This is a genomic window from Duganella sp. 3397 (assembly GCF_031456625.1).
GTDB classification, from domain to species: Bacteria; Pseudomonadota; Gammaproteobacteria; order Burkholderiales; family Burkholderiaceae_D; genus Rugamonas; species Rugamonas phyllosphaerae.
The window spans coordinates 1-26953 of the sequence record NZ_JAVDVB010000004.1; the positions used below are offsets into that span (position 1 = coordinate 1).

Annotated in this window: 26 protein-coding genes; 20 read left to right on the plus strand and 6 right to left on the minus strand. The window is 64.2% G+C overall.

The genetic code is table 11. From position 1 onward, the window contains the following. Nucleotides 1-160: 160 nt before the first annotated feature. The gene (gene fur / locus J2X54_RS12720; RefSeq protein WP_310181180.1) at nucleotides 161-589 is read right to left on the minus strand and encodes a ferric iron uptake transcriptional regulator; all 429 of its coding nucleotides are present in this window, start codon (nucleotides 587-589) and stop codon (nucleotides 161-163) included. A gap of 215 nt (nucleotides 590-804) precedes the next feature. On the opposite strand from fur, the gene J2X54_RS12725 reads away from it, so the two are divergent. Genes J2X54_RS12725 through J2X54_RS12745 form a run of 5 tightly spaced genes read left to right on the plus strand, consistent with a single transcriptional unit; the run spans nucleotide 805 to nucleotide 3698 of the window. Next, on the plus strand, nucleotides 805-1437 hold the full coding sequence (locus tag J2X54_RS12725; protein ID WP_070249187.1) for an outer membrane protein assembly factor BamE: 633 nt from the start codon (nucleotides 805-807) through the stop codon (nucleotides 1435-1437). A 22-nt stretch (nucleotides 1438-1459) separates the two neighbouring features. Continuing rightward, on the plus strand, nucleotides 1460-2269 hold the full coding sequence (dapB, locus tag J2X54_RS12730) for a 4-hydroxy-tetrahydrodipicolinate reductase (protein ID WP_310181183.1): 810 nt from the start codon (nucleotides 1460-1462) through the stop codon (nucleotides 2267-2269). Nucleotides 2270-2275: 6 nt separating this feature from the next. Further along, entirely contained in the window at nucleotides 2276-2944 is a 669-nt protein-coding gene (locus tag J2X54_RS12735; protein ID WP_310181185.1) for a MotA/TolQ/ExbB proton channel family protein, read from the plus strand. Then, nucleotides 2941-3390 carry a biopolymer transporter ExbD gene (locus J2X54_RS12740; protein ID WP_310181187.1) on the plus strand — a complete coding sequence of 150 codons (450 nt, stop codon included), beginning with the start codon at nucleotides 2941-2943 and terminating at the stop codon, nucleotides 3388-3390. Before J2X54_RS12735 ends, J2X54_RS12740 begins: the two co-directional genes overlap by 4 nt. Next, nucleotides 3372-3698 carry a barstar family protein gene (locus J2X54_RS12745; protein WP_310181188.1) on the plus strand — a complete coding sequence of 109 codons (327 nt, stop codon included), beginning with the start codon at nucleotides 3372-3374 and terminating at the stop codon, nucleotides 3696-3698. Before J2X54_RS12740 ends, J2X54_RS12745 begins: the two co-directional genes overlap by 19 nt. 92 nt (nucleotides 3699-3790) lie before the next feature. Here the strand turns inward: J2X54_RS12745 and map are convergent, their stop codons facing one another. From map to J2X54_RS12760, 3 genes are all read right to left on the minus strand, one after another. Next, entirely contained in the window at nucleotides 3791-4600 is an 810-nt protein-coding gene (map, locus tag J2X54_RS12750) for a type I methionyl aminopeptidase (protein ID WP_070249182.1), read from the minus strand. 58 nt (nucleotides 4601-4658) lie between these two features. Further along, nucleotides 4659-5030 carry a VOC family protein gene (locus tag J2X54_RS12755; RefSeq protein WP_310181189.1) on the minus strand — a complete coding sequence of 124 codons (372 nt, stop codon included), beginning with the start codon at nucleotides 5028-5030 and terminating at the stop codon, nucleotides 4659-4661. Between the two features lie 76 nt (nucleotides 5031-5106). Further along, complete coding sequence (locus tag J2X54_RS12760) at nucleotides 5107-5850, minus strand: SDR family oxidoreductase (RefSeq protein WP_310181191.1); 744 nt, start codon at nucleotides 5848-5850, stop codon at nucleotides 5107-5109. A gap of 130 nt (nucleotides 5851-5980) precedes the next feature. Between J2X54_RS12760 and J2X54_RS12765 the strand changes: the two genes are divergently transcribed. The 15 genes from J2X54_RS12765 (at nucleotide 5981) to J2X54_RS12835 (ending at nucleotide 24324) form a co-directional block, all read left to right on the plus strand. Further along, nucleotides 5981-6367, plus strand: a complete 387-nt coding sequence (locus tag J2X54_RS12765) for a helix-turn-helix domain-containing protein (RefSeq protein ID WP_310181192.1) — start codon at nucleotides 5981-5983, stop codon at nucleotides 6365-6367. 99 nt (nucleotides 6368-6466) lie between these two features. Further along, nucleotides 6467-9085 carry a leucine--tRNA ligase gene (gene leuS / locus J2X54_RS12770; protein ID WP_310181194.1) on the plus strand — a complete coding sequence of 873 codons (2619 nt, stop codon included), beginning with the start codon at nucleotides 6467-6469 and terminating at the stop codon, nucleotides 9083-9085. A 12-nt stretch (nucleotides 9086-9097) separates the two neighbouring features. Continuing rightward, nucleotides 9098-9706, plus strand: a complete 609-nt coding sequence (gene lptE / locus J2X54_RS12775) for an LPS assembly lipoprotein LptE (protein ID WP_310181196.1) — start codon at nucleotides 9098-9100, stop codon at nucleotides 9704-9706. Between the two features lie 9 nt (nucleotides 9707-9715). Continuing rightward, nucleotides 9716-10732: a DNA polymerase III subunit delta gene (gene holA / locus J2X54_RS12780; protein WP_310181199.1), complete on the plus strand. Its 1017-nt coding sequence runs from the start codon at nucleotides 9716-9718 to the stop codon at nucleotides 10730-10732. A 22-nt stretch (nucleotides 10733-10754) separates the two neighbouring features. Beyond that, complete coding sequence (locus tag J2X54_RS12785) at nucleotides 10755-12032, plus strand: glutamate-5-semialdehyde dehydrogenase (RefSeq protein WP_310181201.1); 1278 nt, start codon at nucleotides 10755-10757, stop codon at nucleotides 12030-12032. A 26-nt stretch (nucleotides 12033-12058) separates the two neighbouring features. Further along, a complete protein-coding gene (locus J2X54_RS12790) occupies nucleotides 12059-12475 on the plus strand; it encodes a CopD family protein (protein WP_070249174.1) in 417 nt (138 codons plus the stop codon). Between the two features lie 41 nt (nucleotides 12476-12516). Next, nucleotides 12517-13719, plus strand: coding sequence for a class I SAM-dependent RNA methyltransferase (locus J2X54_RS12795; RefSeq protein WP_371851794.1), 1203 nt, complete (start codon nucleotides 12517-12519; stop codon nucleotides 13717-13719). A 126-nt stretch (nucleotides 13720-13845) separates the two neighbouring features. After that, complete coding sequence (locus J2X54_RS12800; RefSeq protein ID WP_208600051.1) at nucleotides 13846-15126, plus strand: multidrug effflux MFS transporter; 1281 nt, start codon at nucleotides 13846-13848, stop codon at nucleotides 15124-15126. Between the two features lie 137 nt (nucleotides 15127-15263). Then, nucleotides 15264-17465, plus strand: a complete 2202-nt coding sequence (locus J2X54_RS12805) for an HDOD domain-containing protein (RefSeq protein WP_310182063.1) — start codon at nucleotides 15264-15266, stop codon at nucleotides 17463-17465. Nucleotides 17466-17469: 4 nt separating this feature from the next. Next, nucleotides 17470-19704 (plus strand): EAL domain-containing protein, encoded by a 2235-nt coding sequence (locus J2X54_RS12810; RefSeq protein ID WP_084640729.1) that lies wholly within the window; start codon nucleotides 17470-17472, stop codon nucleotides 19702-19704. Further along, nucleotides 19701-21305, plus strand: a complete 1605-nt coding sequence (locus J2X54_RS12815; RefSeq protein WP_310181207.1) for an SEL1-like repeat protein — start codon at nucleotides 19701-19703, stop codon at nucleotides 21303-21305. Before J2X54_RS12810 ends, J2X54_RS12815 begins: the two co-directional genes overlap by 4 nt. A gap of 134 nt (nucleotides 21306-21439) precedes the next feature. Further along, nucleotides 21440-22510 carry a TraB/GumN family protein gene (locus J2X54_RS12820; RefSeq protein ID WP_310181208.1) on the plus strand — a complete coding sequence of 357 codons (1071 nt, stop codon included), beginning with the start codon at nucleotides 21440-21442 and terminating at the stop codon, nucleotides 22508-22510. 85 nt (nucleotides 22511-22595) lie between these two features. Then, nucleotides 22596-23285, plus strand: a complete 690-nt coding sequence (locus J2X54_RS12825; RefSeq protein WP_070249171.1) for a CsgG/HfaB family protein — start codon at nucleotides 22596-22598, stop codon at nucleotides 23283-23285. 5 nt (nucleotides 23286-23290) lie between these two features. Further along, complete coding sequence (locus J2X54_RS12830) at nucleotides 23291-23665, plus strand: DUF4810 domain-containing protein (RefSeq protein ID WP_070249170.1); 375 nt, start codon at nucleotides 23291-23293, stop codon at nucleotides 23663-23665. After that, nucleotides 23662-24324, plus strand: a complete 663-nt coding sequence (locus tag J2X54_RS12835) for a DUF799 domain-containing protein (RefSeq protein ID WP_070249169.1) — start codon at nucleotides 23662-23664, stop codon at nucleotides 24322-24324. Before J2X54_RS12830 ends, J2X54_RS12835 begins: the two co-directional genes overlap by 4 nt. Here the strand turns inward: J2X54_RS12835 and J2X54_RS12840 are convergent, their stop codons facing one another. Both J2X54_RS12840 and J2X54_RS12845 read right to left on the minus strand, forming a co-directional pair. After that, entirely contained in the window at nucleotides 24325-25608 is a 1284-nt protein-coding gene (locus J2X54_RS12840; protein ID WP_310181211.1) for a M28 family peptidase, read from the minus strand. 95 nt (nucleotides 25609-25703) lie between these two features. Continuing rightward, nucleotides 25704-26822, minus strand: a complete 1119-nt coding sequence (locus J2X54_RS12845) for a glycosyl hydrolase (RefSeq protein WP_310181212.1) — start codon at nucleotides 26820-26822, stop codon at nucleotides 25704-25706. Nucleotides 26823-26953: the final 131 nt, after the last annotated feature.

Genomic DNA, 26953 nt, shown 5'->3' on the forward strand with positions numbered 1-26953 from the left:
TGGGGGGTGGGTATTTTGCGCCCCGGTCCCGGGGTTGCGGGGGGGGTTCCGGGGGCAGCGTGCTGGTGCGGGGTCTGGGGGGGGCTTTCTTTTTTCCCCCGCGGGGCTTACCGTGGGGGGGGCCCCGGTCGGGGGCCCGACCCCGGTTTTGGGGGGTAAATCAAGGACGATGGGGGCAGGCGACTTTGGTGCAATTACCATAGATGGCGAGAGCATGCTCGGCAATGCTGAAGCCGCGTTCCTTGGCAATCGCGTTCTGGCGCTCTTCGATGGCTTCGTCGTAAAACTCTTCGACGCGGCCGCAATCGAGGCACACCAGGTGGTCGTGGTGCGAGCCGGCGTTGAGCTCGAAGATCGCCTTGCCGGTTTCGAAATGATTGCGGTTAAGCAAGCCAGCCTGTTCGAACTGGGTCAGCACGCGGTAGACGGTGGCCAGGCCCACGTCCATATTGTCGGCCAGCAGGATCTTGTAGACATCCTCGGCGGTCAGGTGGCGCACGTCGCTGGTCTGGAAGATGTCCAGGATTTTGAGGCGAGGCAGCGTGGCTTTCAGGCCGCTGGCCTTCAGATCGGTTGGATTATTTCCCATAGTGGACACTCTATTCTGGTTGGCGATTAGCTAGCCCGTAGTTTAACGCACTCCGCGCCGCGCCGCATACAATCCGCCGCCATCTTGCGGCGCCGGCGGTTTTTTGGCATTTGCAAACTTTTACACTCGCGCCTTGCAAAACAAGGACATATCAGGGATTGTGCTTTATGATATGGCGTTTTTTGGCATTCCGCTTGACCAGATTGAGGACATTTATGCGCGTCACCCAGGCTTTATCGCAGTCGTTGTTGCACGGTTCTACTTCCAAGGTGGTCGCATGTGTGGTGCTGGCCGCAGCGCTGGGTGGCTGCGCCTCCAAAACCACGCTGGGCGAGAGATCGAACCAGGTCAAGGACACCGAGCCGACGCTGGACGCCAGCAAGGGCGCACAGACCACCACCATCACCAAGCTGCAACGCTTCATGTGGTTCTTCTCGCCGTATCGTCCCGACATCCAGCAAGGTAACTTCGTCTCCGAAGAAATGCTCAACCAGCTCAAGGTGGGCATGACGCGCGACCAGGTCCGCTTCATCTTCGGCACTGCGCTGCTGGCCGACCCGTTCCACGCCAACCGCTGGGACTACGCGTTCCGCATGGCCAAGGGCAGCGGCGAAATCACCACCAGCCGCGTAATCGTGTTCTTCGACAAGGACGGCAAGGTCGAGCGTTGGGAAGGCGGCAACCTGCCGACCGAAAAAGAATACATTGCCCGCATTGCCGGTCCGGCCCCCAAAATAAAGAAAGATCCGGACGCGCCCGAGAACAAGCCGGCCCCGGCCACCGCGCCGCTGCCAGCGGGCAGCGACAAGGCCAATGCCGCGCCGGTGGGCGTGGGCGTGACAAAATAAGCGTAACCAGCAAGGAAACCGCATGACCGAGATGAATATCGCCATTGCCGGCGCCGGTGGCCGCATGGGCCGCATCCTGATCGAAGCCGTCCAGCAGGCCGACGACGCCCGCCTGGCTGGCGCCGTCAACCACGCCGGCGCGCCCGGCATCGGCGAAGATGCCGCCGCCTTCCTCGGCCAGCCGGCCGGCGTGATCGTGGAATCGGACCTGGCGCGCGGCCTGGCCGGTGCCCGGTACCTGATCGACTTCACCCGCCCCGAAGGCACGCTCGAACACCTGGCCTATTGCGCCGAGCACGGCATCAAGCTGGTGATCGGCACCACCGGTTTCGACGAGGCCGGCAAGGCGGCGATTGCCGCAGCGGCCAAGAAAACCGCGATCGTGTTCTCGCCCAACTTCAGCGTGGGCGTCAACGTCACCATGAAGCTGCTCGAACAGGCAGCCAAGGCGCTGTCCACCGGTTACGACATCGAGGTGGTCGAAGCCCATCACCGCTTCAAGGTGGACGCCCCGTCGGGCACTGCGCTGAAAATGGGCGAAGTCATTGCCGACGCGCTCGGCCGCGACCTGAAGGAATGCGGCGTGTTCGCGCGCGAAGGCGTGACCGGCGAGCGCGACCCGTCGTCGATCGGCTTTGCCACCATCCGTGGCGGCGACATCGTCGGCGACCATACGGTGCTGTTTGCCGGCATCGGCGAACGCATCGAAATCAGCCATAAATCGAGCAGCCGTGTCACCTACGCCCACGGCGCGCTGCGCGCCTGCCGCTTCCTGGCCGACAAGCCGACCGGCCTGTTCGACATGTATGACGTGCTGTCCCTGAACGGCTAAGCTCGCGTGAACGGCCAAGTGTCCAACTTCTCGGTATCGCACTTCTGGGCGCAGGCCGATGCGGTCAGCCACGCGGTCGCGCTGGCGCTGCTGGCGATGTCGCTGGTGAGCTGGTTCTTCATCCTGGCCAAGCTGTATGGCGCGGTGCGCATCCGCCGCAGTGCGCCGGCCGTGCAGGCATTCTGGAATGCGCCCACCATGGCCGACGGCGTGGCCACGCTAAGCCTGGCCGATCCGGAAAAAATCTTTGTGCCGCTGGCGCTGCAGGGCGCGGCGCAACTGGTCGTGCCCGACCATCCCACCTTGGGTGGCGAGATGGACCGCTCGGCGCAGATCACGCGCGTGCTGCGCGCGGCTATCCAGCATTCCACCAACCGCCTCGAAGGCGGCCTGACCGTGCTGGCCTCGATCGGCGCCACCGCGCCGTTTGTCGGGCTGCTGGGCACGGTGTGGGGGATTTACCATGCGCTGGCCAATATCTCCACCAGCGGCGCCATGCAGCTCGACAAGGTTGCCGGCCCGGTGGGCGAGGCGCTGGTGATGACCGCCGTGGGCCTGACCGTGGCCATTCCCGCCGTGCTGGCGTATAACGGCTTCAACCGCGTCAACCGGCTGACCCTGGCCGAGCTCGACGCTTTCGCCCATGACCTGCACGCGTACCTGGTCAAAAAATGAGCTTCGGCGCCTTCAACCACCATCGCCAGCCCGGCCCCATGGCCGATATCAATGTCACGCCGATGGTGGACGTGATGCTGGTGCTGTTGGTGATTTTCATCCTCGGCGCGCCGGTGTGGACCAGTTCGGTTCAGCTGGAGCTGCCCAAGGCGCAGGCGCCATCTGCCCCGCCGGCGCCGGCCACCACGGTCACGGTGGCCATCGACGCCAAGGGCCAGGTGTACTGGAATAACGAGCCAGTGGCGCCCAAGGCGCTCGAGCAGCGCCTGGCGGAGGCGGCCAAACTGGACGTGCAGCCCGAGCTGCAACTGCGCGCCGACAAGGACACCCGCTACGAAGTGGTGGCGCAGGTGATGGCCGCTGCGCAAACGCATGGCTTAACCAAACTGGGTTTCGTGACCGATCCCGGAAAAACAGAGAATAAATCATGGCAACCGCACAACTGAACGGCGCAGCAATCCTTGATGCCGCAAGCTTCCATGCGGCCTGCAAGGCGGCACTGGGTTTTCCCGACAGCTACGGCAACACCATGGATGCCTGGATCGACTGCCTGAGCTACCTGCGCGACGACGACAACATGAGCAAGTTCAAGCTCAAGCCGAGCGAAGTGCTGGAAATCGTCATCACCGACTCGGCCGCTGTGAAGGTGGCCGCGCCGGAGTTGCTGGAAGAGGTCAGCTACTGCGTGGCCGGCATCAACGACCGCTATGACGACTACGGCGAGAAGCCGGCGCTGAAGCTCACGCTTAAGTAAACCCGCACGGCCAGGCTGGGGTCGGACCCGGTCGGGTCCGACCCCAAGAGTTGACGCCTGCATGTCGCGTCCTGGCCGTGCGGGTTATAAACTCAGCCGACGATCGGAATATCGCCCTTGGCGCCGGTTTCGCCGGGCGCCAGGGTCAGCACCTCGAAGCCGGTCTCGGTGACCGTCACCATGTGTTCCCACTGCGCCGACAGCGACTGGTCGCGCGTTTCCACGGTCCAGCCGTCGTCGAGTTCCTTTGTCGCGGCGCGGCCGGCGTTGATCATCGGCTCGATGGTAAACAACATGCCGGGTTTCAGGACCAGCCCCTGGCCGGGACGGCCGTAGTGGGTCACCTGCGGGTCTTCGTGGTAGGTCATGCCGATGCCGTGGCCGCAGTAATCGAGCACCACGCTGTAACCGGCTTTTTCCGCCACGGTCTGGATCGCAAAACCGACGTCGCCGAGCGTTGCGCGCGGCTTGACGGCGCGTATGCCGGCCCACATGGCCGCATACGTGGTTTCCACCAGCTTGCGCGCGGCCTTCGACGGTTCGCCCACGTAATACATGCGGCTGGTGTCGCCGTGCCAGCCGTCCTTGATGACGGCGACGTCGATGTTGATGATGTCGCCATCCTTCAAAATTTCGGTGTCTGACGGAATGCCGTGGCACACCACCTGGTTGACCGAGCTGCACACGGTGGCCGGGAAGCCACCGTAGCCGACGTTGGCAGGCGTGACTTTCTGCACATTGACGATGTAGTCGTTGCACAGCTGGTCGAGGTAGGCCGTGGTCACGCCGGCTTTGATGTGCGGGCCGATCATGGTCAGCACGTCGGCCGCCAGTTGGGCGGCCACCCGCGCCAGGACGATTTGCTCGGGCGACTTGATCAGATTGGCGTTACGGCGGGACATGACTACCTCATTCTTATGGCAAAGGGGCGTAGTTTGCCACAAACCACGGGTATCGGTCTCAGCGAACCGCCGCCGGGTCGAAGTGCGGGTTGAGGATCAGGCACAGCAAATTGCCGAACGGGTCGGCCAGTTCCACGGTCTGGATACCTTCCCCGACATCCTCGATGGCGCCGTGCACGGTGGCGCCGAGGCCCACCAGGCGGTCGGTTTCGGCCTCGATATCATCGACGCCCCAGTACACCATGCTGCCCGCCTTGGCCGCCTTGAACTTATCGGCGGGAATCATTCCCAGCTCGAAGCCGCCGATGGCGAAACCCACGTAAAACGGCTCATCGAAATACGGCGCCGTCTCGAATGCCCTGGCATACCAGTCGCGCGCCGCCGCCAGGTCGTCCACCGGGTACACCACCGTCCGCAGTCCCTTGATCATGTTCGTCTCCCGTCGATGTTAAAACACCATCTTGGCATGAAAAAAGGGCTGGTGATTGTAAAAACGGAAGGTTTTTTTAGTGGCTGTTCAGCGTTGCCAGCGTTTGCTCGTAGAGGTTTTCCTTTTCAGCGTTGCGCAGGAACAGCACGCGCTTGACCAGTACCTCGGCCGGGGTAGGGCTGGCGGTCAACAGGCTGAGCACTTCGTCGGCGTAGTCGTCGAGCGGCTGGTAGCCTTCGCGCGTGGACTGGCCCGGCGTCAGGTCGGTCTGCACGGCTGGCGGCGCCAGTTCGATCACTTCCACCGAGCCCTTCAACACTTCGCGCAAGCTCACCGTGTACGAGTGCAGCGCCGCCTTGGTGGCGTTGTAGGTGGGCGTGGTCAGCAGCGGCACAAAGGCCAGGCCCGATGTGGTGTTGATGATCGCCGCGTCCTGCTGCTGGCGCAGGTGGTCGATCAGCGCGTTGATCAGGCGGATCGGACCGAGCAGGTTGGTGGTAATCGTCGCCTCGGCATCGGCCAGGTCGCGTCGCGCGGTCACGTCTTCGAAGCGCATCACGCCGGCGTTGTTGACCAGCACATTGAGTGCGGGATGGTCGGCCACGACCTGGCGCGCAAACGCCTCGATCGAGTCGGTGCTGTCGGCGTCGAACTGCACCGGCACGATGTTGGCGCGGCCGGCGGCCGACTGCTGCAGGACCTCGAGCCTGCGGCCGGCGATGATGATGGTGTTGCCGAGGTCGTGCAGGCGATGGGCCAGCGCCTCGCCGATGCCGCTGCCGCCGCCGGTGATCAAGATGGTGTTGCCAGTCGATTTCATGGTCAGTCCTCCTGTAAAAGTGGGACCAGTGTACAAAGGACGGGCACGATGATAAAGTAGGCACCCAAAAGATTTATACACACCTGAAAGAGAGTGTCAAAGTCATATGTTGCGAGCCGAACCTGACCCCGTGATTGAACAACGCCGCCGCGAACCGGCGCCCGAGCAGGTCGATCCCGCCATCGAGGCGCTGGTACAGGACATCATCGGCCAGGTGGCCGACCGCTGGACCATGCTGATCCTCGAAGCCCTGCATGCTGGCGGCACGCTGCGCTACACGCAGCTGCGCAAGGCGGTGACCGGCATCAGCCAGAAAATGCTGACGCAAACCGTGCGCCATATGGAACGCGACGGCCTGGTGCATCGCACGGTCCACCCGGTGATACCGCCTCACGTTGATTACACGCTCACGCCGCTGGGCGAGAGCCTGGGCGCGGCCTTTTGCGGCGTGTGGATCTGGGCCGAGACCCATTACGGCGAGATCATGCGGGCGCGGGCGGCGTTCGCGCAGCGCTGAGACTGCGGCGTCATCCGTGGATTATGGGCAGAGTGGGCAATCCGGGCGTTTCAAACGGTATAATGTCCGGTTCATAGTCAACTCTGGCCGCACACCATCATGCAAGATAAATATAGTCACGCCGACGTAGAAACCGCAGCGCAATCCCATTGGAAAGCCATCGACGCCTACAAGGCGGTCGAGCACGACCCGCGTTTCCCCAAGGGTAAGTATTACGCCTGTTCGATGCTGCCTTACCCTTCGGGCAAGCTGCACATGGGCCACGTGCGCAACTATACGATCAACGACGTGATGTACCGCTACCTGCGCATGAACGGCTACAACGTGCTCATGCCGATGGGCTGGGATGCGTTCGGCATGCCGGCGGAAAACGCGGCGATGGCCAATAACGTGCCGCCGGCGCAGTGGACCTACTCGAACATTGCCCACATGCGCGCGCAGATGGAGCTGATGGGCCTGGCCATCGACTGGTCGCGCGAGATGACGGCGTGCAAGCCCGAGTACTACAAGTGGAACCAGTGGATGTTCCTCAAGATGCTCGAAAAAGGCATCATCTACAAGAAGACCGGTACCGTGAACTGGGATCCGATCGACCAGACCGTGCTGGCCAACGAGCAGGTCATCGACGGCCGTGGCTGGCGCTCGGGCGCGGCGATTGAAAAACGCGAAATCCCGATGTACTACGCGCGCATTACCGACTACGCCGATGAACTGCTCGGCTATGTCGACGACAAGCTGCCGGGCTGGCCCGAGCGCGTGCGCATCATGCAGGCCAACTGGATCGGCAAATCGACCGGCGTGCGCTTCGCCTTCCCGCACCAGATCAAAGACGCCGATGGCGCCCTGATCGGCGAGGGCAAGCTGTACGTGTTTACCACCCGCCCCGACACCGTGATGGGCGTGACCTTCTGCGCCGTCGCTGCCGAGCACCCGCTGGCCGTGCACGCCGCGCACACCAACCCGGAACTGGCCGCCTTCAACGCCGAGTGCAAGCTGGGATCCGTGATCGAAGCCGACATGGCCACGATGGAAAAGAAGGGCATGCCCACCGGCCTGTTCGTCACCCATCCGCTGACCGGCGAGCAGGTCGAGGTATGGGTCGGTAACTACGTCCTGATGACCTACGGCGACGGCGCCGTGATGGGCGTACCGGCGCACGACGAGCGCGACTTTGCGTTTGCCAAAAAATACAACCTCGCCATCAAGCAGGTGATTCGCGCCGAAGGCCAGGAATTCTCGGACGCCGCCTGGCAGGAGTGGTACGGCGACAAGAGCATTTCGATCGTCACCAACTCGGGCAAGTACGATGGACTGAATTACGCCGACGCCGTCGAAGCCGTTGCCGCCGACATGGAGGCCCGTGGCCTGGGCGAGAAGAAGATCACGTTCCGCCTGCGCGACTGGGGCATTTCGCGCCAGCGCTACTGGGGCACGCCGATCCCGATGATCAATTGCCCGGACTGCGGTTCGGTGCCGGTGCCGGAAAAAGACCTGCCGGTGGTGCTGCCGGAAGACTGCGTACCGGACGGCAGCGGCAACCCGCTCAACAAGTACGAAGCGTTCCTGAAATGCGACTGCCCGCAGTGCGGCAAACCGGCGCGGCGCGAGACCGACACCATGGATACTTTTGTGGATTCGTCGTGGTACTACATGCGCTATACCTCGCCAGGCGCCAACAGCATGGTTGATGAACGCAACGACTACTGGATGCCGATGGACCAGTACATCGGCGGCATCGAGCACGCCGTGCTGCACCTGCTGTACGCGCGCTTCTGGACCAAGGTCATGCGCGACTTCGGCCTGGTCAAATTCGACGAGCCGTTCACCAACCTGCTCACCCAGGGCATGGTCCTGAACGAAACCTACTTCCGCGAAGACGCCGCTGGCAAGAAGACCTGGTTCAACCCGGCCGACGTCGACCTGACGGTGGACGACAAGGGCCGCCCGCAAGCGGCGATCCTGCGCGACGACCAGCAGCCGGTCCACATCGGCGGCACCGAAAAAATGTCGAAGTCGAAAAACAACGGCATCGACCCGCAAGCGCAGATCGAACAATACGGCGCCGACACCGCGCGCCTGTTTACCATGTTCGCCTCGCCGCCGGAGCAAACGCTGGAATGGTCGGGCAGCGGCGTGGAAGGCGCCAACCGCTTCCTGCGCCGGGTGTGGGCGTTCGGCTATGCGCAGCAGGCCGCCATCAAGGCTGCCGGTTCACCATTGACCGCAAAAGCTGCCACCGACGCCGGCAAAACCCTGCGCCGCGAGCTGCACAAGCTGCTGCAGCAGGCCGACTACGACATCAAGCGCATCCAGTACAACACCGTGGTGTCGGCCTGCATGAAGATGCTCAACACGATCGAAGCGGCCAAGGACGTGGAAGCCGGCGTGATGGCCGAAGGCTACGCGATCTTCCTGCGCCTGCTCAACCCGGTCGCGCCGCACATCACCCACGTGCTGTGGGCGGAACTGGGCTACGAAGGCGACATCCTCAATGCGCCATGGCCGCAGGTCGATCCGGCCGCACTGGAACAGTCCGAGATCGAGATGATGATCCAGGTGAACGGCAAGCTGCGCGGCAGCGTGGTCGTGGCCAAGGGCGCCGACAAGGCCAGCATCGAGGCGCTGGCGCTGGCCAACGAGGCGGTGCAGAAGTTCATCGAAGGGACGCCGAAAAAGATCATCGTCGTGCCGGGCAAACTGATCAATATCGTAGTGTAAAGAGAGAACCCCATGACGACGACCCTGTTCCGACGTGGCCGCGCGGCCGGCAAGGCGCTGCTGCTGGCAGCTGTAGTGGCAACCTCGTTGTCCGCCTGCGGCTTCCACCTGCGCGGCGACGGCGGCCATTACACGCTGCCGTTCCCGACCATGTACATCGGATTGCCGGAGTCGTCGCCACTGGCGATTGACTTGAAGCGCAACATCCGCGTCAACGGCAACACCACCGTGGTGAACAACCCGAAAGATGCCGACGGCGTGGTCGAAGTGCTGTCCAACCCGGAAACTACCAAGACCAAGACCATTCTGTCGTTGAACAGCAATGGCCGCGTGCGCCAGTACCTGCTGCAATACACGATCGTGTTCCGCGTGCTCGACCGCCAGGGCGCCGAGCTGCTGGGCCCCACCACGATTGCGCTGAGCCGTCCGATCGACTTCAACGAAACCCAGTTGCTGGCCAAGGAGCAGGAAGAAGCGTTGCTGTATCGCGACATGCAAACCGACCTGGTGCAGCAGATGATGCGGCGCATGGCAGCCGTGAAAACCACGCGCATGTCGGTGCCCGCACCGGGCCCGGCGCCGCAGGATCCGTCGGCCGCGCCTGCCGTGCCGATCCTGTAAGGCGGCACCATGCAATTGCGCCTGGACGCGCTCGACGGCCACCTGAACAAGTCGCTGTCGCAGCTGTACGTCATCACCAGCGACGAGCACCTGCTGGCGCTGGAAGCGGCCGACAAGATCCGCCGCACCGCGCGCGCGCAGGGTTACTCCGAGCGCGACGTGTTGACCGTGGAGCGCAGCTTCAAGTGGGGCGAACTGCTGGCGGCCAACCAGGCGCTGTCGCTATTCGGCGATAAAAAGCTGATCGAGCTGCGCATCCCCACCGGCAAACCGGGCAAGGATGGCGGCGCTGCGCTGCAAGCGTATGTAAAAGATCTGAGCCCCGATAATCTGACGCTGATTACCCTGCCCAAGCTCGACTGGCAAACCCAGAAGGCGGCGTGGGTGGGGGCGTTGCAACAGGCGGCGGTGTACATCGACATCGCGCAAATCGAACGGGCGCAGTTGCCCAACTGGATAGGCCAGCGCCTTGCCGCACAAGGGCAGAGCGCGGACCGGCAAAGCATCGACTTCATCGCCGATCGCGTGGAAGGCAACCTGCTGGCGGCCCACCAGGAAATCCAGAAGCTCGCCCTGCTGCACGAACCGGGCAAGCTCACCTACGAGCAGGTGCACGACGCCGTGCTCAACGTGGCGCGCTACGACGTGTTCAAACTGAGCGAAGCGATGCTGATGGGCGACCCCGCCCGCCTAATGCGCATGCTCGAAGGCCTGAAGGGCGAGGGCGAGGCGCTGCCGCTGGTGCTGTGGGCGGTGTCGGAAGAAATCCGCACGCTGCTCAAGCTCAAGTCGGGCATGGCGCAAGGCCGGCCGCTCGGTGCGCTGCTCAAGGAATACCGTATCTGGGGTCCGAAGGAGCGCATGATGGACCCGGCGCTGCGGCGCATTTCACTGGCCACACTGGAAGCGGCCATGAAGGACGCCGCGCAGGTGGACAAGATGATCAAGGGCCTGCGCGCGAAGAATCACAGTGGCGATGCGTGGGATGCCATGCTGCAGCTGGGGCTCAAAGTCGCGCGCGGCTAAAAAGAATCGAAACGGGACAAACATGGACACGAAGCTCGACATCAAGCATTACATGGAACAACTGGGCCAGCAGGCGCGCAAGGCTTCGCGCGCCATGGCCCGTGCCGACAGCGCCACCCGCAACCGTGCGCTCACGCTGATTGCCGACGGCATCGAGCGCGAGGCCGATGCCCTGCGCGCGGCCAACCGGCTCGACATGGATGCCGCCGCCGCCAACGGCCTGGCCCCGGCCATGCTCGACCGCCTGGCGCTGTCCGACAAGGCGATTGCCACCATGGTCGAGGGCCTGCGCCAGATCGTCGCGCTGCCCGACCCGATTGGTGAAATCTCCGGCCTGAAATTCCGCCCGAGCGGCATCCAGGTGGGGCAGATGCGCGTGCCGCTCGGCGTGATCGGCATCATCTACGAGTCGCGCCCCAACGTCACGGTTGACGCGGCCGGCCTGTGCATCAAGAGCGGCAACGCCACCATCCTGCGCGGCGGCTCCGAAGCGATCCACTGCAACCGCGCGCTGGCGCAGCTGGTCAAGGAAGGCTTGCTGGGCGCCGGCCTGCCGGAAAACGCCGTGCAGGTGGTGGACACCACCGACCGCGCCGCCGTAGGCGCCCTGATCACCATGCCGCAATACGTGGACGTGATCGTGCCGCGCGGCGGCAAGGGGCTGATTGCGCGCCTGATGGAAGAAGCCACGGTGCCGATGATCAAGCACCTCGACGGCATCTGCCACGTCTACATCGACGACAAGGCCGACCTGCAAAAGGCGGTCGATATCGGCTTCAATGCCAAGTGCCACCGCTACGGCACCTGCAACACCATGGAAACCCTGCTGGTCGCGCGCACCATCGCGGCCAGGGTGCTGCCGGAACTGGCCAAGCTGTACGCCACCAAAGAAGTGGAGCTGCGCGCCGACGCCGACGCCGCTGCCATCCTGGCCGGCTACCCGCACCTGGCCGCAGCCACCGAGGAAGACTGGTCCACCGAATACCTGGCCGCGATCCTGGCCGTGAAAATCGTCGACGGCATCGACGAGGCGATGGACCACATCAGCCAGTACTCGTCCAAGCACACCGAATCGATCATCACCGAAGACTACAGCGCCGGCATGCGTTTCCTGCGCGAAGTCGATTCGGCCTCCGTCATGATCAACGCGTCCACCCGCTTTGCGGACGGCTTCGAGTATGGCCTCGGTGCGGAGATCGGCATCTCCAACGACAAGCTGCATGCGCGCGGCCCGGTGGGGCTCGAGGGCCTGACTTCACTCAAGTACGTCGTGTTCGGCCACGGCGAAATCCGTCAATAACCTGCTCGTCACCCTAAAGGATCGCCATGCTCTGGATTAAATCGCTGCACATCTTCTTCGTCATCGCCTGGATGGCGGGCGTGTTTTACTTGCCGCGCATTTTCGTCAACCTGGCCATGGAGACCAATACCGCCGTTACCGAACGCCTGTTGCTCATGGCGCGCAAGCTGTACCGCTTTTCGATGTGGATCGCGGTGCCGGCGATCGTGTTCGGCGCGATCCTGTTGTACATGCTGTACGGCGCGCACATGCCGGGCTTCATGCACGCCAAGCTGCTGTTCGTGGTGCTGATCGTCGGCTACCACCATGCGTGCGGCCGCATCCTGAAAAAATTCGAGAAGGGCGTCAACACCCGCAGCCACAAGTGGTTCCGCGTGTTTAACGAAGTGCCGGTGTTCCTGCTGCTGGCCATCATCATCCTCGTGGTGGTCAAACCCTTCTGACCACGCACAACCATACTTACTAACGGATAAAAGGTACCCCTATGGCTTCATATTTTTGCCCATGCCCGCGCGGCATGGAAGCGGCGCTGGCCGAAGAACTGGGCGAAATCGCCCAGCAAAGCACCACCATGAAGGTGCACAACCAGGTGCCCGGCGGCGTCCACTGCTCCGGGGAGCTGATCGACTCGTACCGCATCAACCTGCACTCGCGCATCGCCTCGCGCGTGTTGATGCGCATGGCCGTTACCGGCTACAAGACCGAGAACGACATCTACGACCTGGTACTGGCGCAATCGTGGGAAGACTGGTTCACCTACGACCACACCATCCGCGTCGATGTTACTGCCGTCAAGTCGCCGTTGAAAAGCCTGGAATTTACCACCTTGAAAATCAAGGATGCGATCTGCGACCGCTTCCGCGACATGTACAGCAAGCGCCCGTCGGTCGATACGCGCGAGCCGGACATGCGCATCGTCGGTTTCCTCGACGCCCACCAGTTCATCATCTACCTCGACACCTCGGGCGAGGCGCTGTTCAAGCGCGGCTGGCGCGAAGAAACCGGTGACGCGCCGCTGCGCGAAAACCTCGCGGCCGGTTTGTTGCGCGTAGCCGGCTGGAAGCCGGGCATGCCATTGTTCGACCCGATGTGCGGCTCCGGCACCATCCTGTGCGAAGCGGCGCAGATGGTGCAGGGCGTGCCGCCGGGCGCGCGTCGCCGGTTCGCCTTCGAAGCCTTCAACGACTTCGACCCGGCGCCGTGGAACGACATGAAAAACGCCATCAAGCCGAACCCGCTGCCGACCGAACCGACGATTTTCGGCTCCGACATTTCGGGCGACATGGTGGCCATGACACGCCACAACCTGCGCGCGGCCGGCATCATGTTCGACGTGCCGCTCAAGCAGATCGAGGCGCAGGAAGTGAAAGCGCCGACCGAGCAGCCGGGCATCATGCTCACCAACCCGCCGTACGGCGAGCGGATCGGCGTGCGCGGCGACAGTTCGCTGGGCGAGGACGAACTGGCCAAGAGTTTTTACTCGGACTTCAGCGGCACCCTCAAGCAGCGCTTCGCCGGCTGGACCGTGTACCTGTTCACGGCCGACCTGGGCCTGCCCAAGATGCTGCGCCTGAAAGAATCGCGCAAGACGCCGTTCTTCAACGGCGCGCTGGAATGCCGTTTGTTCCGCTTCGACATGGTGGCTGGTTTCAACCGCCGCGAAGCTGCCAAGCCCAAAGAAATCTGATGTCTGCACTGCTGCGCCGCCGTTGAACCCCGCAGGGCCGGGCGGGGTCGGACCCCGGATGGGGTCCGACCCCAGTCTTCGATCTGCGGGTAGGGGTGCACGCCTGATTCACCTGGAAAGCGTTATATGTACCCGACCCCGCCCGACAACGTCCTCCCCGATCCCGTCAAGGAAGTCCCGCCGCCACCGCCATCGACGCCCAAGGTGCTCAGCGCCACCGCGCTGGCGGTGATCCTCGCCCTGCTGTCGATGCTCGGGCCGTTCTCGATCGATGCCTACCTGCCGGCGTTCCCCAACATCCAGGCCACCCTGGGCGCCACGCCACTGGAAGTGCAGCAAAGCCTCACCTTCTACATGCTGGCCTTTGCCGGGATGGTGCTGTGGCACGGCGCGCTGTCCGATGCGTTCGGGCGCCGCAATGTCATCCTGGTCTCGCTGGTGATGTTCGCGATCGGTACCCTGGGCTGCGCGTCGGTTCATTCGGTGCCCTACCTGTGGGCGTTCCGCGTAATGCAGGGCATTTCGGCCGGCGCCGGCGTGGTGGTGGGGCGCGCCATCATCCGCGACCTGTATTCCGATGCGGCTGCTGCGCGGCTGCTGTCGCTGGTGACGATGATTTTTTCGATCGCGCCGGCGATTGCGCCGATTTTGGGCGGCTGGATCGTCACGCTGTTCGACTGGCGCGCGATCTTCCTGTCGCTGCTGGTCTACAGCGTGCTGCTGTTTATCTACTGCTACCGCAACCTGCCCGAGACCTTGCCGGTCCATAAGCGCCAGCCGTTCAACCCGCGCCACCTGGCGCGCAACTACGCCGAGATCATGCGCTCCAAGCTGTTCCACCTGAAGTCGGGCGTGGTGGCGCTCAACTTCGGCGGCCTGTTCCTGTTCATCGCGGCAGCGCCCGAGTTCCTGCCCAATTCGCTGGGCCTGGGCGCGAGCCAGTTCGGCTGGCTGTTCATTCCCTCGGTGAGCGGAATTTTCCTGGGCGCCCTGGTGGCCAACCGCTTCGCCGGCAAGATCTCGTTCTCGCGCCAGATCGGCATCGGCTTTTGCTTCCTGATCGCCGCCGCCGTGTGCAACACGCTATACCACGTGTTCCTGCCGCCGGCGCTGCCGTGGACCGTGCTGCCGATGCTGTTCTATACCTTCGGCATGTCGATCGTGGCGCCGGGCGCCACGCTGCTGGCGCTCGACCTGTTCCCGCACATTCGCGGCACGGTGGCGTCGTGCCAGTCGTTTGCCACCACCATGGTGGGCGCCATTGTCGCTGGCGTGATGGCGCCGGCGCTGTCGCACTCGGTGTTGTCTTTAGCACTCGGACAACTGGTACTTACCGGCTCCGCGCTGGTTTTATGGTTGACTGCACGCCGTTACCGGCGCATTCTCTTACCCCACGCGGAACAATAAAAGTTTTCATTGGTAAATGATAACGGCACCGGCACGATAGGGTTGCAAGTGCCAAGTTGCTATCACACTTTATGCTAATATAAGTTCTTTCTCGGCATTATTCGTTTCCGGTTTGACTTGATTATTGGTAGATGACGATGCTGCAACCCGACCTTGATATCCGCCACCGGCTGCTGATCGCACGCTTGCCGGCGATGCCGCAGATACTGATCAAACTGATCGAGCATTTGCAGGCCGACGACGCCGGCATGCCCGAGCTGGCCGCGCTGATCGCCCAGGATCCTGCCATGGCCAGCAAGATTTTGTCGGTCGCCAGCAGTTCGGCCTTTCACCGCAACAGTCATGGCAATGTCGCCCGCACGGTGGGGCTCGAGCAGTCGCTGGTGGCGCTCGGCACCGACATGATCAAGACGCTGGTGATCAGCGAATCGGTGTTCCAGACCTTTAACAGTTTTCCCCATTCTGCCAGCGCCGACCTGCGCGCTTTCTGGAAAAGCGCGCTCACCGCGGCCGTCATCGCCCGCGACCTGGCCCGCCAGATGGACTATCCGCATGTCGAGGAAGCCTACCTGGCCGGCCTGCTGCACAACGTTGGCCGCCTGGCGCTGCTGGCCACCGCGCCGCGCGAATACGCCGTCAACTTCATGGCGCGCGACGACGAAGACCTGTGCGCGGTCGAGCAGCGCACCCTGCAAATCACCCACGCCGAGGCGGGCGCCTGGCTGATCGAACGCTGGCAGCTCGACTCCTTCCTGGCCGACAGCGTGCTCTATCACCACGAGCCGGTGGCGCGCCTGGCTGCGGCCCATCCCCTGATCCGCATGGTGCGCCTGGCGCACCTGCTGTGCTGCCACGGCGACGCACCGGAGGCCATCGAAGATGCGGCCAGCTTGTGCGGCATCGACGATGCCGCGCTCGAACCCATCCTCGCCAACGCCGCCCGCCAGGTGGAGGCATCGGCCGACTACCTCGGTATCGACCTGGCCGGCGCCGACGACATCGTCGCGCCGTCGGCGTACGTGCCGCCGCCACCGGTCGATCCGGTGCAGCAGCGGCTGTCGGAAGAAGTGCGCAACATGATGCTGGTCTCCGAGATGGCGCAGACGTTCGCGCGCCAGGATGGCGAGACCGGCCTGCTCGACGCCATGACACGTTCGGCGCGCATCCTGTTCGATTTCGAAAACGTAGTGGTGATGCTGGCCAATCCCACCGGCCAGGCGCTACTGGGCACCGCCACCGGCAACCATCCCGGGCGCCTGGCCGAGTTCATGCTGGCGCTGGACCCGCAGCAGGGCGGCCAGGTGGCGCAGTCGGCGCGCACCCGCAAGCCCGTGTATGCCAGCCGCGCCGGCACGAATGCGGGCCTTGGCGCGCCGCTGTCGGTGGCCGAAGAACAGCTGTTCCGCATCCTCGGCAGCGAAGCGCTGGTATGCCTGCCGCTGGTGGCCAGCCAGCGCTGCCTGGGGGTGCTGATCGGCGGTGTGCCGGGCTGGCAACTGGCCAGCTGCCAGCAGCGTGAGCGCTTCCTGCAATCGTTCGCCACCCAGGCCGGCAGCGCGCTGGAGTCGGCGCTGTCCGAGCGCGGTCACGCGCGGCGCCAGCAGGCGCAAATGGCCGAGCAATACCGCGAAGCGTCGCGCCGCGTGGTTCACGAGGTAAACAACCCACTGTCGATCATCAAGAATTACCTGTCTGTCCTCGACAGCAAGCTGGCGCGGCGCGAACCGGTGGTCGGCGAGCTGTCGATCCTGAACGAGGAGATCGACCGCGTGGGCCAGCTGATCAACGGCCTGGCCGACCTGCAGCCGGGCGATGCGTCGGGCGCGGACACGACCACCGAGGTGGCCGGCGTGGTGGACGACGTGCTGCGGCTGTTCCGCGCCACCGGTTTCGTACCGGCCTCGGTGCAGATGGTGGTGCGCACGCAGGACGGCCCGGGCGCCATCGAAGGCGACGCCGACCTGCTCAAGCAGATACTGGTCAACCTGGTCAAGAACGCGGTGGAAGCCATGCCGGACGGCGGCCGCATCGAGATCGCCAACCGCGGCCTGGTCAACCGCGAGCGCAAGCTGTACCTGGAACTGGTGGTGGCCGACACCGGCCCCGGTTTGTCGGCCGAACTGCTGGCCAACCTGTTCGTCCCCGTCAAGAGTAACAAGGAAGGCCCCCACCACGGCCTGGGACTGTCGATCGTCCACAGCCTGGTGAGCAAGATGGGGGGGCTGATCGCCTGCCGTTCCGGCAAGGGCGGCACCACGTTCGAAATCCTGCTGCCCGCAGTTCATTCCGTTGCAAGTTCCATCGCCGGCCAAACCCCCCGGTTGATGGATTCCGTTTAAGGCCATGATGAACCTGAATTTTCAGGACGACCCAACCCCCGTCGTCCCCCTCCACGATTCGAGACCGCGCCTGCTGCTGGTCGATGACGAACCGCGCCTGCTGTCGTCGCTGTACGAGCTACTGCGCAGTCACGCCGGCGGCGACTACCTGCTGTTTACCGCCGCCACCGGCGCCGAGGCGCTGGTCCACCTGGCGCGGCAACCGTTCGACCTGGTGCTGCTCGACCTGCGCCTGCCCGACATGAGCGGCCACGACATCATGGACTTCATGAACGCGCGCGCCATCGGCGGCGACGTGGTGGTGATGAGCGGTGAAGTCGGCATCGACGCCGCCATTGGCGCCCTCAAACGCGGCGCCTACGACTACCTGCGCAAGCCGTACGGCCGCGAAGAGCTGCTCAAGACGGTGGAGAACGTGCTGCAAAAGCGCCGCATGGCGCTCGACAACGAGCGCATCGCCGCGCAGCTGGAAACGTCGGAAAAGATGTACCGCTACCTGGTGGACAGCTCGCCCGACATCATCTACACGCTGGCCCCCGATGGCCGCGTCACGTTTGTCAACGACCGCGTGCAGCAGCTGCTCGGTTTCGAACGCGACGAGGTGGTGGGGCGCCATTACTCGGTGCTGGTACACGACGACGACCAGGACCGCGCGCGCTTTGCCTTTGGCGAGCGCCAGGGCCTGGTCCGCAGTCGCGTGAGCGACACGGGCGGGCGCACCGCCGAGCTGCGGCTCAAGTGCAAGAACGGCATCGACCGCACCTTCAGCATTACGCTCACCTCGATGGCGCCCAACGCCATCGGTCCGCAGGACACGTATGGCACCTACGGCGTGGCGCGCGACATCACCGACCGCAAGCGCGCCGAAGAGATGATCTCGTACCAGGCCTACCACGACATCCTCACCGACCTGCCCAACCGCATGCTGTTCAAGGACCGCCTGGGCCTGGCCGTGATCCAGGCCAGGCGCAAGGCTGCCGAGCTGGCGGTGATGTTCATCGACCTCGATCGCTTCAAGCTGGTCAACGACACGCTGGGCCATGTCAAGGGTGACGAGCTGCTGCAGCAGGTGGCGCGGCGCCTGCAGGACTGCCTGCGGCGCGGCGATACGCTGGCGCGCCAGGGCGGCGACGAATTCACCATCGTGCTGCCGGAATTGCAGGACCGCCAGGAGGCCCGGGCCGTGGCCGAGAAACTGATCGACAGCCTGGAAGCGCCGTTCGACCTCGATGGCCACCAGGTGCACATCTCGGCCTCGATCGGCATCGCCGTTTATCCGCACGATGGCGAGAGCATCGACGAGCTGCTGCGCCACGCCGACATTGCCATGTACCAGGTGAAAGCGCTGGGCAAGAACGGCCACACCTTCTACCACCAGTCGATGCAGGAAGTGTCGCACCAGAAGATCGCGCTCGAACGCAGCCTGCGCCAGGCGCTGGAACTGAACCAGCTGGAAATGTACTATCAGCCGCAGATCGACGTCTCCACCGGGCGCATCGTCGGCGCCGAGGGCCTGATGCGCTGGAACCATCCGCAGCGCGGCGTGCTGTCGGCCGGCGAGTTTTTGCCGTTCGCCGAGGACAACGGCCTGATGCTGCCGATCTCGGACTGGATGCTCGGCGCCCTGTGCCGCGACCTGGTGCGCTGGAACGCGGCCGGCGGCGAGCAGGTCAAGCTGTCGCTGAACCTGTCGCCGCAGTACCTCGACCGCGGCGACTTTTTCGAGAAGATGCGCGGCGCGCTCACCCGCTACGGCATCGCGCCGGAACAGATCGAGGTGGAGATCACCGAGAACATCTGCATCCGCAACCCGCAGGACGCCATCGAGCAGTTGAACAAGCTGTGCGAACTGGGCGTGTCGGTGGCGATCGACGATTTCGGCACCGGCTACTCGTCGCTGTCGTACCTGCACCGCTTCCCGATCCACACCATCAAGATCGACCAGTCGTTCGTCAAGGAGATCCACGACGAAAACGGCCACTACCCGGTGATCCTGGCGATCATCTCGATCGCGCGCGGCCTGGGGCTGCACCTGGTGGCCGAAGGCGTGGAAACCGCTGTGCAGGCGCGCTACCTGCAAGCGAACGGCTGCACCACCATGCAGGGCTACCTGTACCACCGGCCGGTGCCGCTGCCGCGCTTTATCGAGATACTGCAAGGCCAGGTGCGCTTGATGCCGGACTATGATGTGCCGCCCATGCTGCACGCGCAGCCGGTGCTGGTCGCTGTACAGGCATGAACCAGGCCACGCACACGGCGGAATTCCTGCGCACCAGGGGCCAGGCCGAACGCGGCGTGGCTGCCGCCCAGCACAGCCTGGGCTTCATGTACTTCAACGGCCAGGGCGTGGCGGCCAGCTACGAACTGGCCGTGGTGTGGTACCGCCAGGCCGCGTTGCAGGGCATGCCGCAGGCGCAGTACAACCTGGGCGTGATGTTCCAGAAAGGGCAGGGCGTGGCGCAGGACTTCCAGGAAGCCGCTGCCTGGTACCAGCTGGCAGCAAGCCAGGGCTATGCCGCCGCCCAGTACAACCTTGGCTGGCTGTACGCCAGGGGCCAGGGCGTGGCGGCCGACACGCGCCAGGCCATGCACTGGTTCAGCAAGGCCGCCAGCCAGGGCGACGCCGGCGCCCAGCACAACCTGGGCATGATGTATGACACCGGCAAGGGCGTGCCGCAAGACCCGGTGCAGGCGCTGCACTGGTACCGCAAGGCCGCCGAGCAGGGTTATGCACGCGCCCAGTACCAGCTGGGCCTGCGCTACGAGAACAGCCAGGGTCTCACGCCGGAGATGGCGGACGTGGGGCAGGCCATGTCGTGGTACCGCAAGGCGGCCGAGCAGGGTTACGCGCCGGCGCAGTTCAACCTGGCGCTGCGCTTCGACAAGGGCGACGGCGTGGCGCAGGATAGCCAGAAGGCCATCCTCTGGTATCGCCGCGCGGCCGAGCAGGACCACGCCAGCTCGCAGTTCAACCTGGGCCTGATCTACGATAACGGCCAGGGCGTGCCGCGCGACGAACACAAGGCGCTCGACTGGTACCGCAAGGCCGCCGCCAAGGGCCACGCCGGCGCCCAGAACAACCTCGGGCTGCGCTACCACCACGGCCAGGGCGTGGCGCAGGACTACCTGGAAGCACACGCCTGGTATGCCAAATCGGCCGCGCAGAATTTTCCCGGTGCGCAGTACCACCTGGCCCAGTTGCACGACGCCGGCCTCGGCGTGCCGGCCGATGCCGAGGCGGCGACCGACTGGTATCGCAAGGCCGCCGAGCAGGGCCACCTGCGCGCCCAGTTCGACCTCGGTCTGCGCTATGAAACGGCACGCGGTGCGCCGCACGACCTGCGCCAGGCGCAAGCCTGGTACCGCCGCGCCGCCGAGCAGGACTACGCGGCAGCCCAGTTCCACCTTGGGCTGCTGTACGACCGCGATGTCAGCCCGCAATCTGGCCCCCAACCCGGCCCCCAGCCCGATCCACAACAGGCCGGTCACTGGTACGCCCGCGCGGCGCGCCACGGCCACACGCTGGCGCAGTTCGCGCTGGGCCTGCGCTACGACAACGGCCAGGGCGTGGCGCAGGATTATGCCCAGGCGCTGCACTGGTACGCGCTGGCCGCCGCCCAGGGCCATGCGCGCGCGCAGTTCAACCTGGGGCTGATGTACCTGACCGGGCAAGGCGCCCGCGCCGACGCCACCCAGGCCTGGACCTGGCTGGCGCTGGCCGAGCGCAGCGGCCACGCCAGCGCCGCCCGCTACCTGGCGACCGCTGCTGCCCGTCTCGATGCCGAGCAACTGGCGCACGCGCGTGCCAGGCTAGACAACGTGCCCGGTCTGGCCGCCTGAACCGCAAACGCTACGACTGGTAGCGGCCGACGATACTTTGTGTCCCGCCGCTACAGGTTTCCACATTGAAAAATACAATCGGCAACTCCATTCCCTCCTGGAAGAACGATATGTTGCGCTCGGATATGTTGCGATTGTCATTGTGGCCCCGCCTGGTCGTGGTCGCCTCCCTGTCCCTGTCCCTGTCCCTGGCGGTTGCGCCGGCCCGGTCGCAGACCGGGGCCCCGCCACCGCCGTCTGCAGCGCCAGCGGCCAACGTTGTCCCCGCAGTGGTTGCCGATCCTGGCGCCGAGCAGGCGCCGGCGTCCGACATCATCCTGGTCACCGGCCAGCGCCCCGGCCCGGGCCTGTGGAAAGTGAGCCAGGGCGACCACGTGCTGTGGGTGTTCGGCATCTATGGCCCGCTGCCGAAGAACATGGAATGGCGCTCGCAACAGGTGGAAACCATCCTGGCGCAGTCGCAGGAATACCTGAAACCGCCCGGCATGCACGCCGAAGTGGGCTTTTTCAAGCAGGTGGCGATGCTGCCGTTTGCCATCGGCGTCAAGAAAAATCCCGACGGCGCCACGTTGAAAGACCTGGTGCCCGCACCGGTTTATGCACGCTGGCTGGTGCTCAAGTCGAAATACCTGGGCGAGGACGACGGCATCGAGCGCGAACGGCCGATCTTTGCCGCCGCCACGCTGTACGACCAGGCGCTCAGGCAGGCCGACCTGTACGACGGCGAGCTGAGCAAGTCCCTTGGCAAGCTGATCAAGCAAAGCGGCATCAAGCAGACCGACACCCAGGTCAAGGTCGCGATCGACGACCCGGTCACCATGCTGCGCGAGTTCAAGAAAACCCCGCTGGAAGACGCCGCCTGCTTCGCCAACACGCTGGCGCGGCTCGAGGACGACATCGACGCCATGCGCGTGCGCGCCAACGCCTGGGCCAAGGGCGACCTGGCGGTCATTGAAAAGCTCAGCTACGCCGACCGCCGCGGCGCCTGCAATACCGCGGTCTTCAACAGCGCGGTGATGCAGAGCCGTCCCGGCATGCGCTCGATCGAAGCGCGCATCCAGGAGAGCTGGCTGGCGGCGGCCGAAAAAGCGCTGGCGGCCAATGCTTCGACTTTCGCCACGCTGTCGCTCAACGACCTGCTCGATCCGAAAGGCGCGATGGCAGCGTTGCAGGCCAAGGGCTATGTGGTGGAGAAGCCGCAGTGATTATTGGATAGATTGTAGCGCTCATCAAGAACGTATAATTTCTCATAAGAAAATTTATTATTTCAAAGTAATTCTCACTCCAAGGATGTCCATGAATACTCGTCTCGCCGGCGCGCTGGTTTCTGCGCTGATCGTCTCCGCCCTGGCCGGTTGTGCCACCGAATCGTCGCGCGCCGTGGCAGTCGCGATTCCCGCCAGCGCCGTCACTCCGCCACCGTACGTCGGTCCGCGCACCCTGATCGCTGTCGGCAAATTCGACAACCGTTCGAGCTTCATGCGCGGCGTGTTCTCCGACGGTGTCGACCGCCTGGGCGGCCAGTCGAAAACCATCCTGATCGCGCAACTGCAAACCACCAACCGCTTCAATGTGCTCGACCGCGACAACCTGAAGGAACTGCAGCAGGAAGCCGGCTTCAAGCAGCAGGGCCAGAAGATCAAGGGCGCCGATTTCGTCATCACCGGCGACGTCACCGAATTCGGCCGCAAGGAAGTGGGCGACCATCAGCTGTTCGGCATCGTGGGCCGTGGCAAGACCCAGGTAGCGTACGCCAAGGTCACGCTCAACGTGGTCAACATCACGACTTCGGAGGTGGTGTATTCGGCGTCCGGTGCGGGCGAGTACAGCCTGTCGAACCGCGAAGTACTGGGCTTTGGCGGCACCGCCAGCTACGACTCCACGCTCAACGGCAAGGTGCTGGACCTGGCCATGCGCGAAGCGGTGGACCGCCTGGTGGCCGGCGTGGATGCCGGTGCGTTGAAATTGCAAGCACAGTGAGGCCGATGATGACGATGTCCGTATTGAAAAAATGCGCCGGCGTGCTGGCGCTGGCTGGCGCCGTGCTGCTAACCGGCTGCGCCACGCCACCGAAAACCCTGTACCAGTGGGGCGGCTACCAGCCGCAGGTGTATCAATACCTGAAAGGCGAGAGCCCCGACCAGCAAATCGCCGCCATGGAAAAAGACCTGATGCTGTTCAGCGCCAAGGGCGGCAGCGCGCCGCCGGGCTTCCATGCCCACCTGGGCATGTTGTACTCGGTCACCGGCAAGACCGACCAGATGGTCGCGCAGTTTGAAGATGAAAAGAAGTTGTTCCCCGAATCGGCCGCCTACATGGATTTCCTGCTGGCCAAAGTAAAGAAAGGTGACCAGTCATGATGCGTCGTTTGTTAAAAGTGGGCGCCTGTGTTGGCGCGGCGGTATTGATGTTCGGTTGCGCCACCAAGCAGGCGGCGTACGACTACACCGCCTTCAAGGCCGCCAAGCCGCGCTCGATCGTGGTGCTGCCGCCGCTGAACAATTCGCCGGAAGTCAACGCCGGCAACAGCGTGTATGCGCAGGTGACGTATCCGCTGGCCGAGAGCGGCTACTACGTGCTGCCGGTGGCGGTGGTGGCCGAGACCTTCAAGCAGAACGGCATGACCACGGCGGCCGACATCCACGGCCTCGACCCGAAAAAACTCAACGAGATCTTCGGCGCCGATGCCGGCCTGTACGTCACCATCTCCCAGTACGGCGCGACCTACACGGTACTCAACAGCGTGGCAGTCGTGACGGTGGAAGCCAAGCTGGTGGACCTGAAGACGGGCGCGCTGCTGTGGAACGGCAAGGCCAGCGCCTCCAACAACGAGGGCGGCAACAATGGTGGTGGCGGCCTGATCGGCGCGCTGGTGGCTGCTGCCGTCAAGCAGATCATCAACAGCACCACCGATGCGTCGCATCCGGTAGCTGGCGTGGCCAATGCCCGCCTGCTGACGGCAGGCGGTGCGCAGGGCATCCTGTACGGTCCGCGTTCGGACCGTTACATGACCCAGTAACTACTTCTTGATGCGCACGCCGGCCAGTTGCGCCACGCCCGACAGCGTGGTCTGGGCGGCGTTCAGTCCCAGCATGAAGTCCTTGTCCGAGAAGTTTTTATACAGGTCGGTCGGCTGGTGCCAGTGCGGATCCCAGCCGGCGCCGATCTGCTGGCCGCGCTCGTTCTCGCGCAGCGAAATCGACGGCACCAGGTCCATGAACGGCGTCGAATCGGTATTGGTCATGTGGAAGCCCACTGCTGCCGGGTAGTGCGAGGCGTACTTGTCGTTGGCGCTGCGGAAGTGCCAGGCCAGCTTGGCCGAGCCTTCGGACTGCTTCGACTGCGACTGGTACTCGATGTTGACGTCCGCTTCCAGGCGCTGCTCGGGCGGCGCCACGAACACCGGCTCGCCGTGCTCATCGACCACCGGCTTGCCGTAGCCGTCGATCTTCTGGAACGGCATGCCATGGTCGAACAACATCATGTCGTGCTGGATCATGCCCAGCCACTTCGGCTCCGGGTACTTGCCCGAGCCTTTGGGCGACTCGATCCCCTGCAAGCCCTTGCGCTGCTCCACGTACGCGGCGGCGCCATTGAGGCCGGTCTCTTCGTTGTTCCACAGGATGAAGCGGATCGAGCGGTCGGTTTCCACGCCAGGCGCGCTGAAGATGCGCGCCAGTTCCATCACCAGCGCCGTGCCCGAGCCGTCATCGTTGGCGGCCTCGCCAAAGCCGATGCCGTCCATGTGTGCGCTGACGATATACATTTCCTCGGGATGCTTGCTGCCCACCTTGGTGCAGTAGACGTTCTCGCGCTGCGAGGTGCCCAGCGGCGTCGGCTCGGCATTGATGGCGCGCAGCTTTTCATCGGGCTGCAACAGCGGATCGTTGTTGACGCCGGTCTTGATGCGGTTACCGAACAGCGTGCTGCCGCCCTGGCCCGGCGGACCGCCGGCGCCGCCACTGGCGATGCCCGCCGCGCGCCTGGGACGCGGCGCGTCCTTGGCCAGTTCCGTGTACTGGTATTGCATCCGTTCGGTGTTGCTGCAGCCGTAGGATTTCAGTTGCGCCTCGATCCAGGCGAGCGCATCGCGGTTGCGCTGCGTGCCCTGGCGGCGGTCGCCGAACAGGGTCAGGCTCTTGATGGTGGCTTTGTATTTTTCCAGTTCCAGCTGGCCGACCAGGGTGGCGATCGGGTCAACCGGCGCAGCAGTTTGCACCGGAGCCTGGGAAGTGGGAGCCTGGGCCAGTGCCAGCGGTGCGGCAAACGCCAGCGCAACACTGAGCGAAACAACTGATTTCATGGAAAGTCCTCTGGTCGATGGTGGGAGCTTTGCCATTTTGCATCAGTGTGGCCTGCTTGAACAGTTCAAGCGCAGTTCAAGCGTGCGCAGCCTTTTTAGAACTTTGGCAGCTTGTCGAGCGTGATGACATTCGGATGCTGGTAGACCTTGCGCTTGTGGGCGCTGGTGTTGTACTGCTCACCGGTCCAGAAGTTGTTGGCGTTGGTGACGCCGGCCGGCCCGCCGCCGTCGTTCCACACCATGAACCACAACCACCATGCGCCGTCCTGCGCCATCGCATCGGGATCGGGGATGTAGCTGGTCTCGGTCAGCGCCACCGTCTTCGGTTCGCCCGTCATGGCGGCGGTCTTGCGATAGGTGTCGATCTGCGAGCGGTAGCTGCGGTTGTCGGTGGTGTCGTACACATCGTAGCCGACGATATCGACCACGTCGTCGCCTGGATACCAGCGCGCATCCTGGCCGTTCCACACCCAGATCAGGTTGTGCAGGCCGTGCACGCGCACCAGCCGGTCATACATATGCCGCCACAGCGCGATATTGGCGGCAGCAGCCGACTGGCCGTCGGTGCGCGCGCGGCCCCACCAGAACCACCCCGCGCCGTTGCTGCCGGCCGCCTCGTGCAACGGGCGCCACAGCACGGTCACGCCGGCATCCTGCAGGCGCCTCAGTTGCGTGGCCACCAGGTCGATACCGTCATTGAGCTGGGCGAACGCCGGGCTGGTTTGATCGAGCGCGCCATTGGCCATCGGGATGGTGAAGTCGGTGCGCCTGGCCGGATCGTCGCCGCCGGCATAGAAATTGGCCTGGTTCACCTGCGCCGTCTTGAGCAGCGCCGGATCGCGCCAGTGCCAGTGGAACGTCACCAGGCCGCCCCTGCCGGCAAAGGCGATCGCTTCCTCGACCTGGCGCTGGCCGGACAGGTTGGCGCCGGTGCGGCCGTAGTCCATGAAGTCGTAGCCCATCAGGGCAGGGTATTTGCCGGTATCGGCATGCACGCGCTCGGCCATGTCGATGCTGTCGTCCCAGCTCAGGTCGGTCTGGCCGGCGATGACCGCCTTGCCCCAGGTATCGCGCAGGTAGGTATAAATGGCGCGGGTTTTGGCGTTGGCGGCCGGATCCACGGGCGCTGCGCGCAGGGGGCCGGCGGTGGCGCAGGTGGTCACTAAGGCCGAAAGGGCGAGCAGGCAGGCGGCTAGCCTGGAGGTGGTGGGCATGTGGAATCCGCTTGAGGTGAACTGGGCACAATGTAGCGGGTGGGGGCAGGGTTGTTCAAGTAGTCGGTGTGCCGGGGGCGATGTTTAGCGGTGATGCTGGTGTTGTTTACCGCCAGCGCGTAAAATGCCAG

Excerpts from the sequence above, each read along its gene's own strand:
- J2X54_RS12815 (WP_310181207.1), top strand. The coding sequence starts at position 19,701 with ATGAACCAGGCCACGCACACGGCGGAATTCCTGCGCACCAGGGGCCAG.
- J2X54_RS12760 (WP_310181191.1), bottom strand. The coding sequence starts at position 5,850 with ATGAAATCGACTGGCAACACCATCTTGATCACCGGCGGCGGCAGCGGC.
- J2X54_RS12825 (WP_070249171.1), top strand. The coding sequence starts at position 22,596 with ATGTCCATGAATACTCGTCTCGCCGGCGCGCTGGTTTCTGCGCTGATC.
- leuS (WP_310181194.1), top strand. The coding sequence starts at position 6,467 with ATGCAAGATAAATATAGTCACGCCGACGTAGAAACCGCAGCGCAATCC.
- J2X54_RS12785 (WP_310181201.1), top strand. The coding sequence starts at position 10,755 with ATGGACACGAAGCTCGACATCAAGCATTACATGGAACAACTGGGCCAG.
- J2X54_RS12740 (WP_310181187.1), top strand. The coding sequence starts at position 2,941 with ATGAGCTTCGGCGCCTTCAACCACCATCGCCAGCCCGGCCCCATGGCC.
- J2X54_RS12840 (WP_310181211.1), bottom strand. The coding sequence starts at position 25,608 with ATGAAATCAGTTGTTTCGCTCAGTGTTGCGCTGGCGTTTGCCGCACCG.
- map (WP_070249182.1), bottom strand. The coding sequence starts at position 4,600 with ATGTCCCGCCGTAACGCCAATCTGATCAAGTCGCCCGAGCAAATCGTC.
- lptE (WP_310181196.1), top strand. The coding sequence starts at position 9,098 with ATGACGACGACCCTGTTCCGACGTGGCCGCGCGGCCGGCAAGGCGCTG.
- dapB (WP_310181183.1), top strand. The coding sequence starts at position 1,460 with ATGACCGAGATGAATATCGCCATTGCCGGCGCCGGTGGCCGCATGGGC.
- J2X54_RS12795 (WP_371851794.1), top strand. The coding sequence starts at position 12,517 with ATGGCTTCATATTTTTGCCCATGCCCGCGCGGCATGGAAGCGGCGCTG.
- J2X54_RS12790 (WP_070249174.1), top strand. The coding sequence starts at position 12,059 with ATGCTCTGGATTAAATCGCTGCACATCTTCTTCGTCATCGCCTGGATG.
- J2X54_RS12830 (WP_070249170.1), top strand. The coding sequence starts at position 23,291 with ATGATGACGATGTCCGTATTGAAAAAATGCGCCGGCGTGCTGGCGCTG.
- J2X54_RS12755 (WP_310181189.1), bottom strand. The coding sequence starts at position 5,030 with ATGATCAAGGGACTGCGGACGGTGGTGTACCCGGTGGACGACCTGGCG.
- J2X54_RS12810 (WP_084640729.1), top strand. The coding sequence starts at position 17,470 with ATGATGAACCTGAATTTTCAGGACGACCCAACCCCCGTCGTCCCCCTC.
- J2X54_RS12725 (WP_070249187.1), top strand. The coding sequence starts at position 805 with ATGCGCGTCACCCAGGCTTTATCGCAGTCGTTGTTGCACGGTTCTACT.
- holA (WP_310181199.1), top strand. The coding sequence starts at position 9,716 with ATGCAATTGCGCCTGGACGCGCTCGACGGCCACCTGAACAAGTCGCTG.
- fur (WP_310181180.1), bottom strand. The coding sequence starts at position 589 with ATGGGAAATAATCCAACCGATCTGAAGGCCAGCGGCCTGAAAGCCACG.
- J2X54_RS12805 (WP_310182063.1), top strand. The coding sequence starts at position 15,264 with ATGCTGCAACCCGACCTTGATATCCGCCACCGGCTGCTGATCGCACGC.
- J2X54_RS12745 (WP_310181188.1), top strand. The coding sequence starts at position 3,372 with ATGGCAACCGCACAACTGAACGGCGCAGCAATCCTTGATGCCGCAAGC.
- J2X54_RS12800 (WP_208600051.1), top strand. The coding sequence starts at position 13,846 with ATGTACCCGACCCCGCCCGACAACGTCCTCCCCGATCCCGTCAAGGAA.
- J2X54_RS12835 (WP_070249169.1), top strand. The coding sequence starts at position 23,662 with ATGATGCGTCGTTTGTTAAAAGTGGGCGCCTGTGTTGGCGCGGCGGTA.
- J2X54_RS12845 (WP_310181212.1), bottom strand. The coding sequence starts at position 26,822 with ATGCCCACCACCTCCAGGCTAGCCGCCTGCCTGCTCGCCCTTTCGGCC.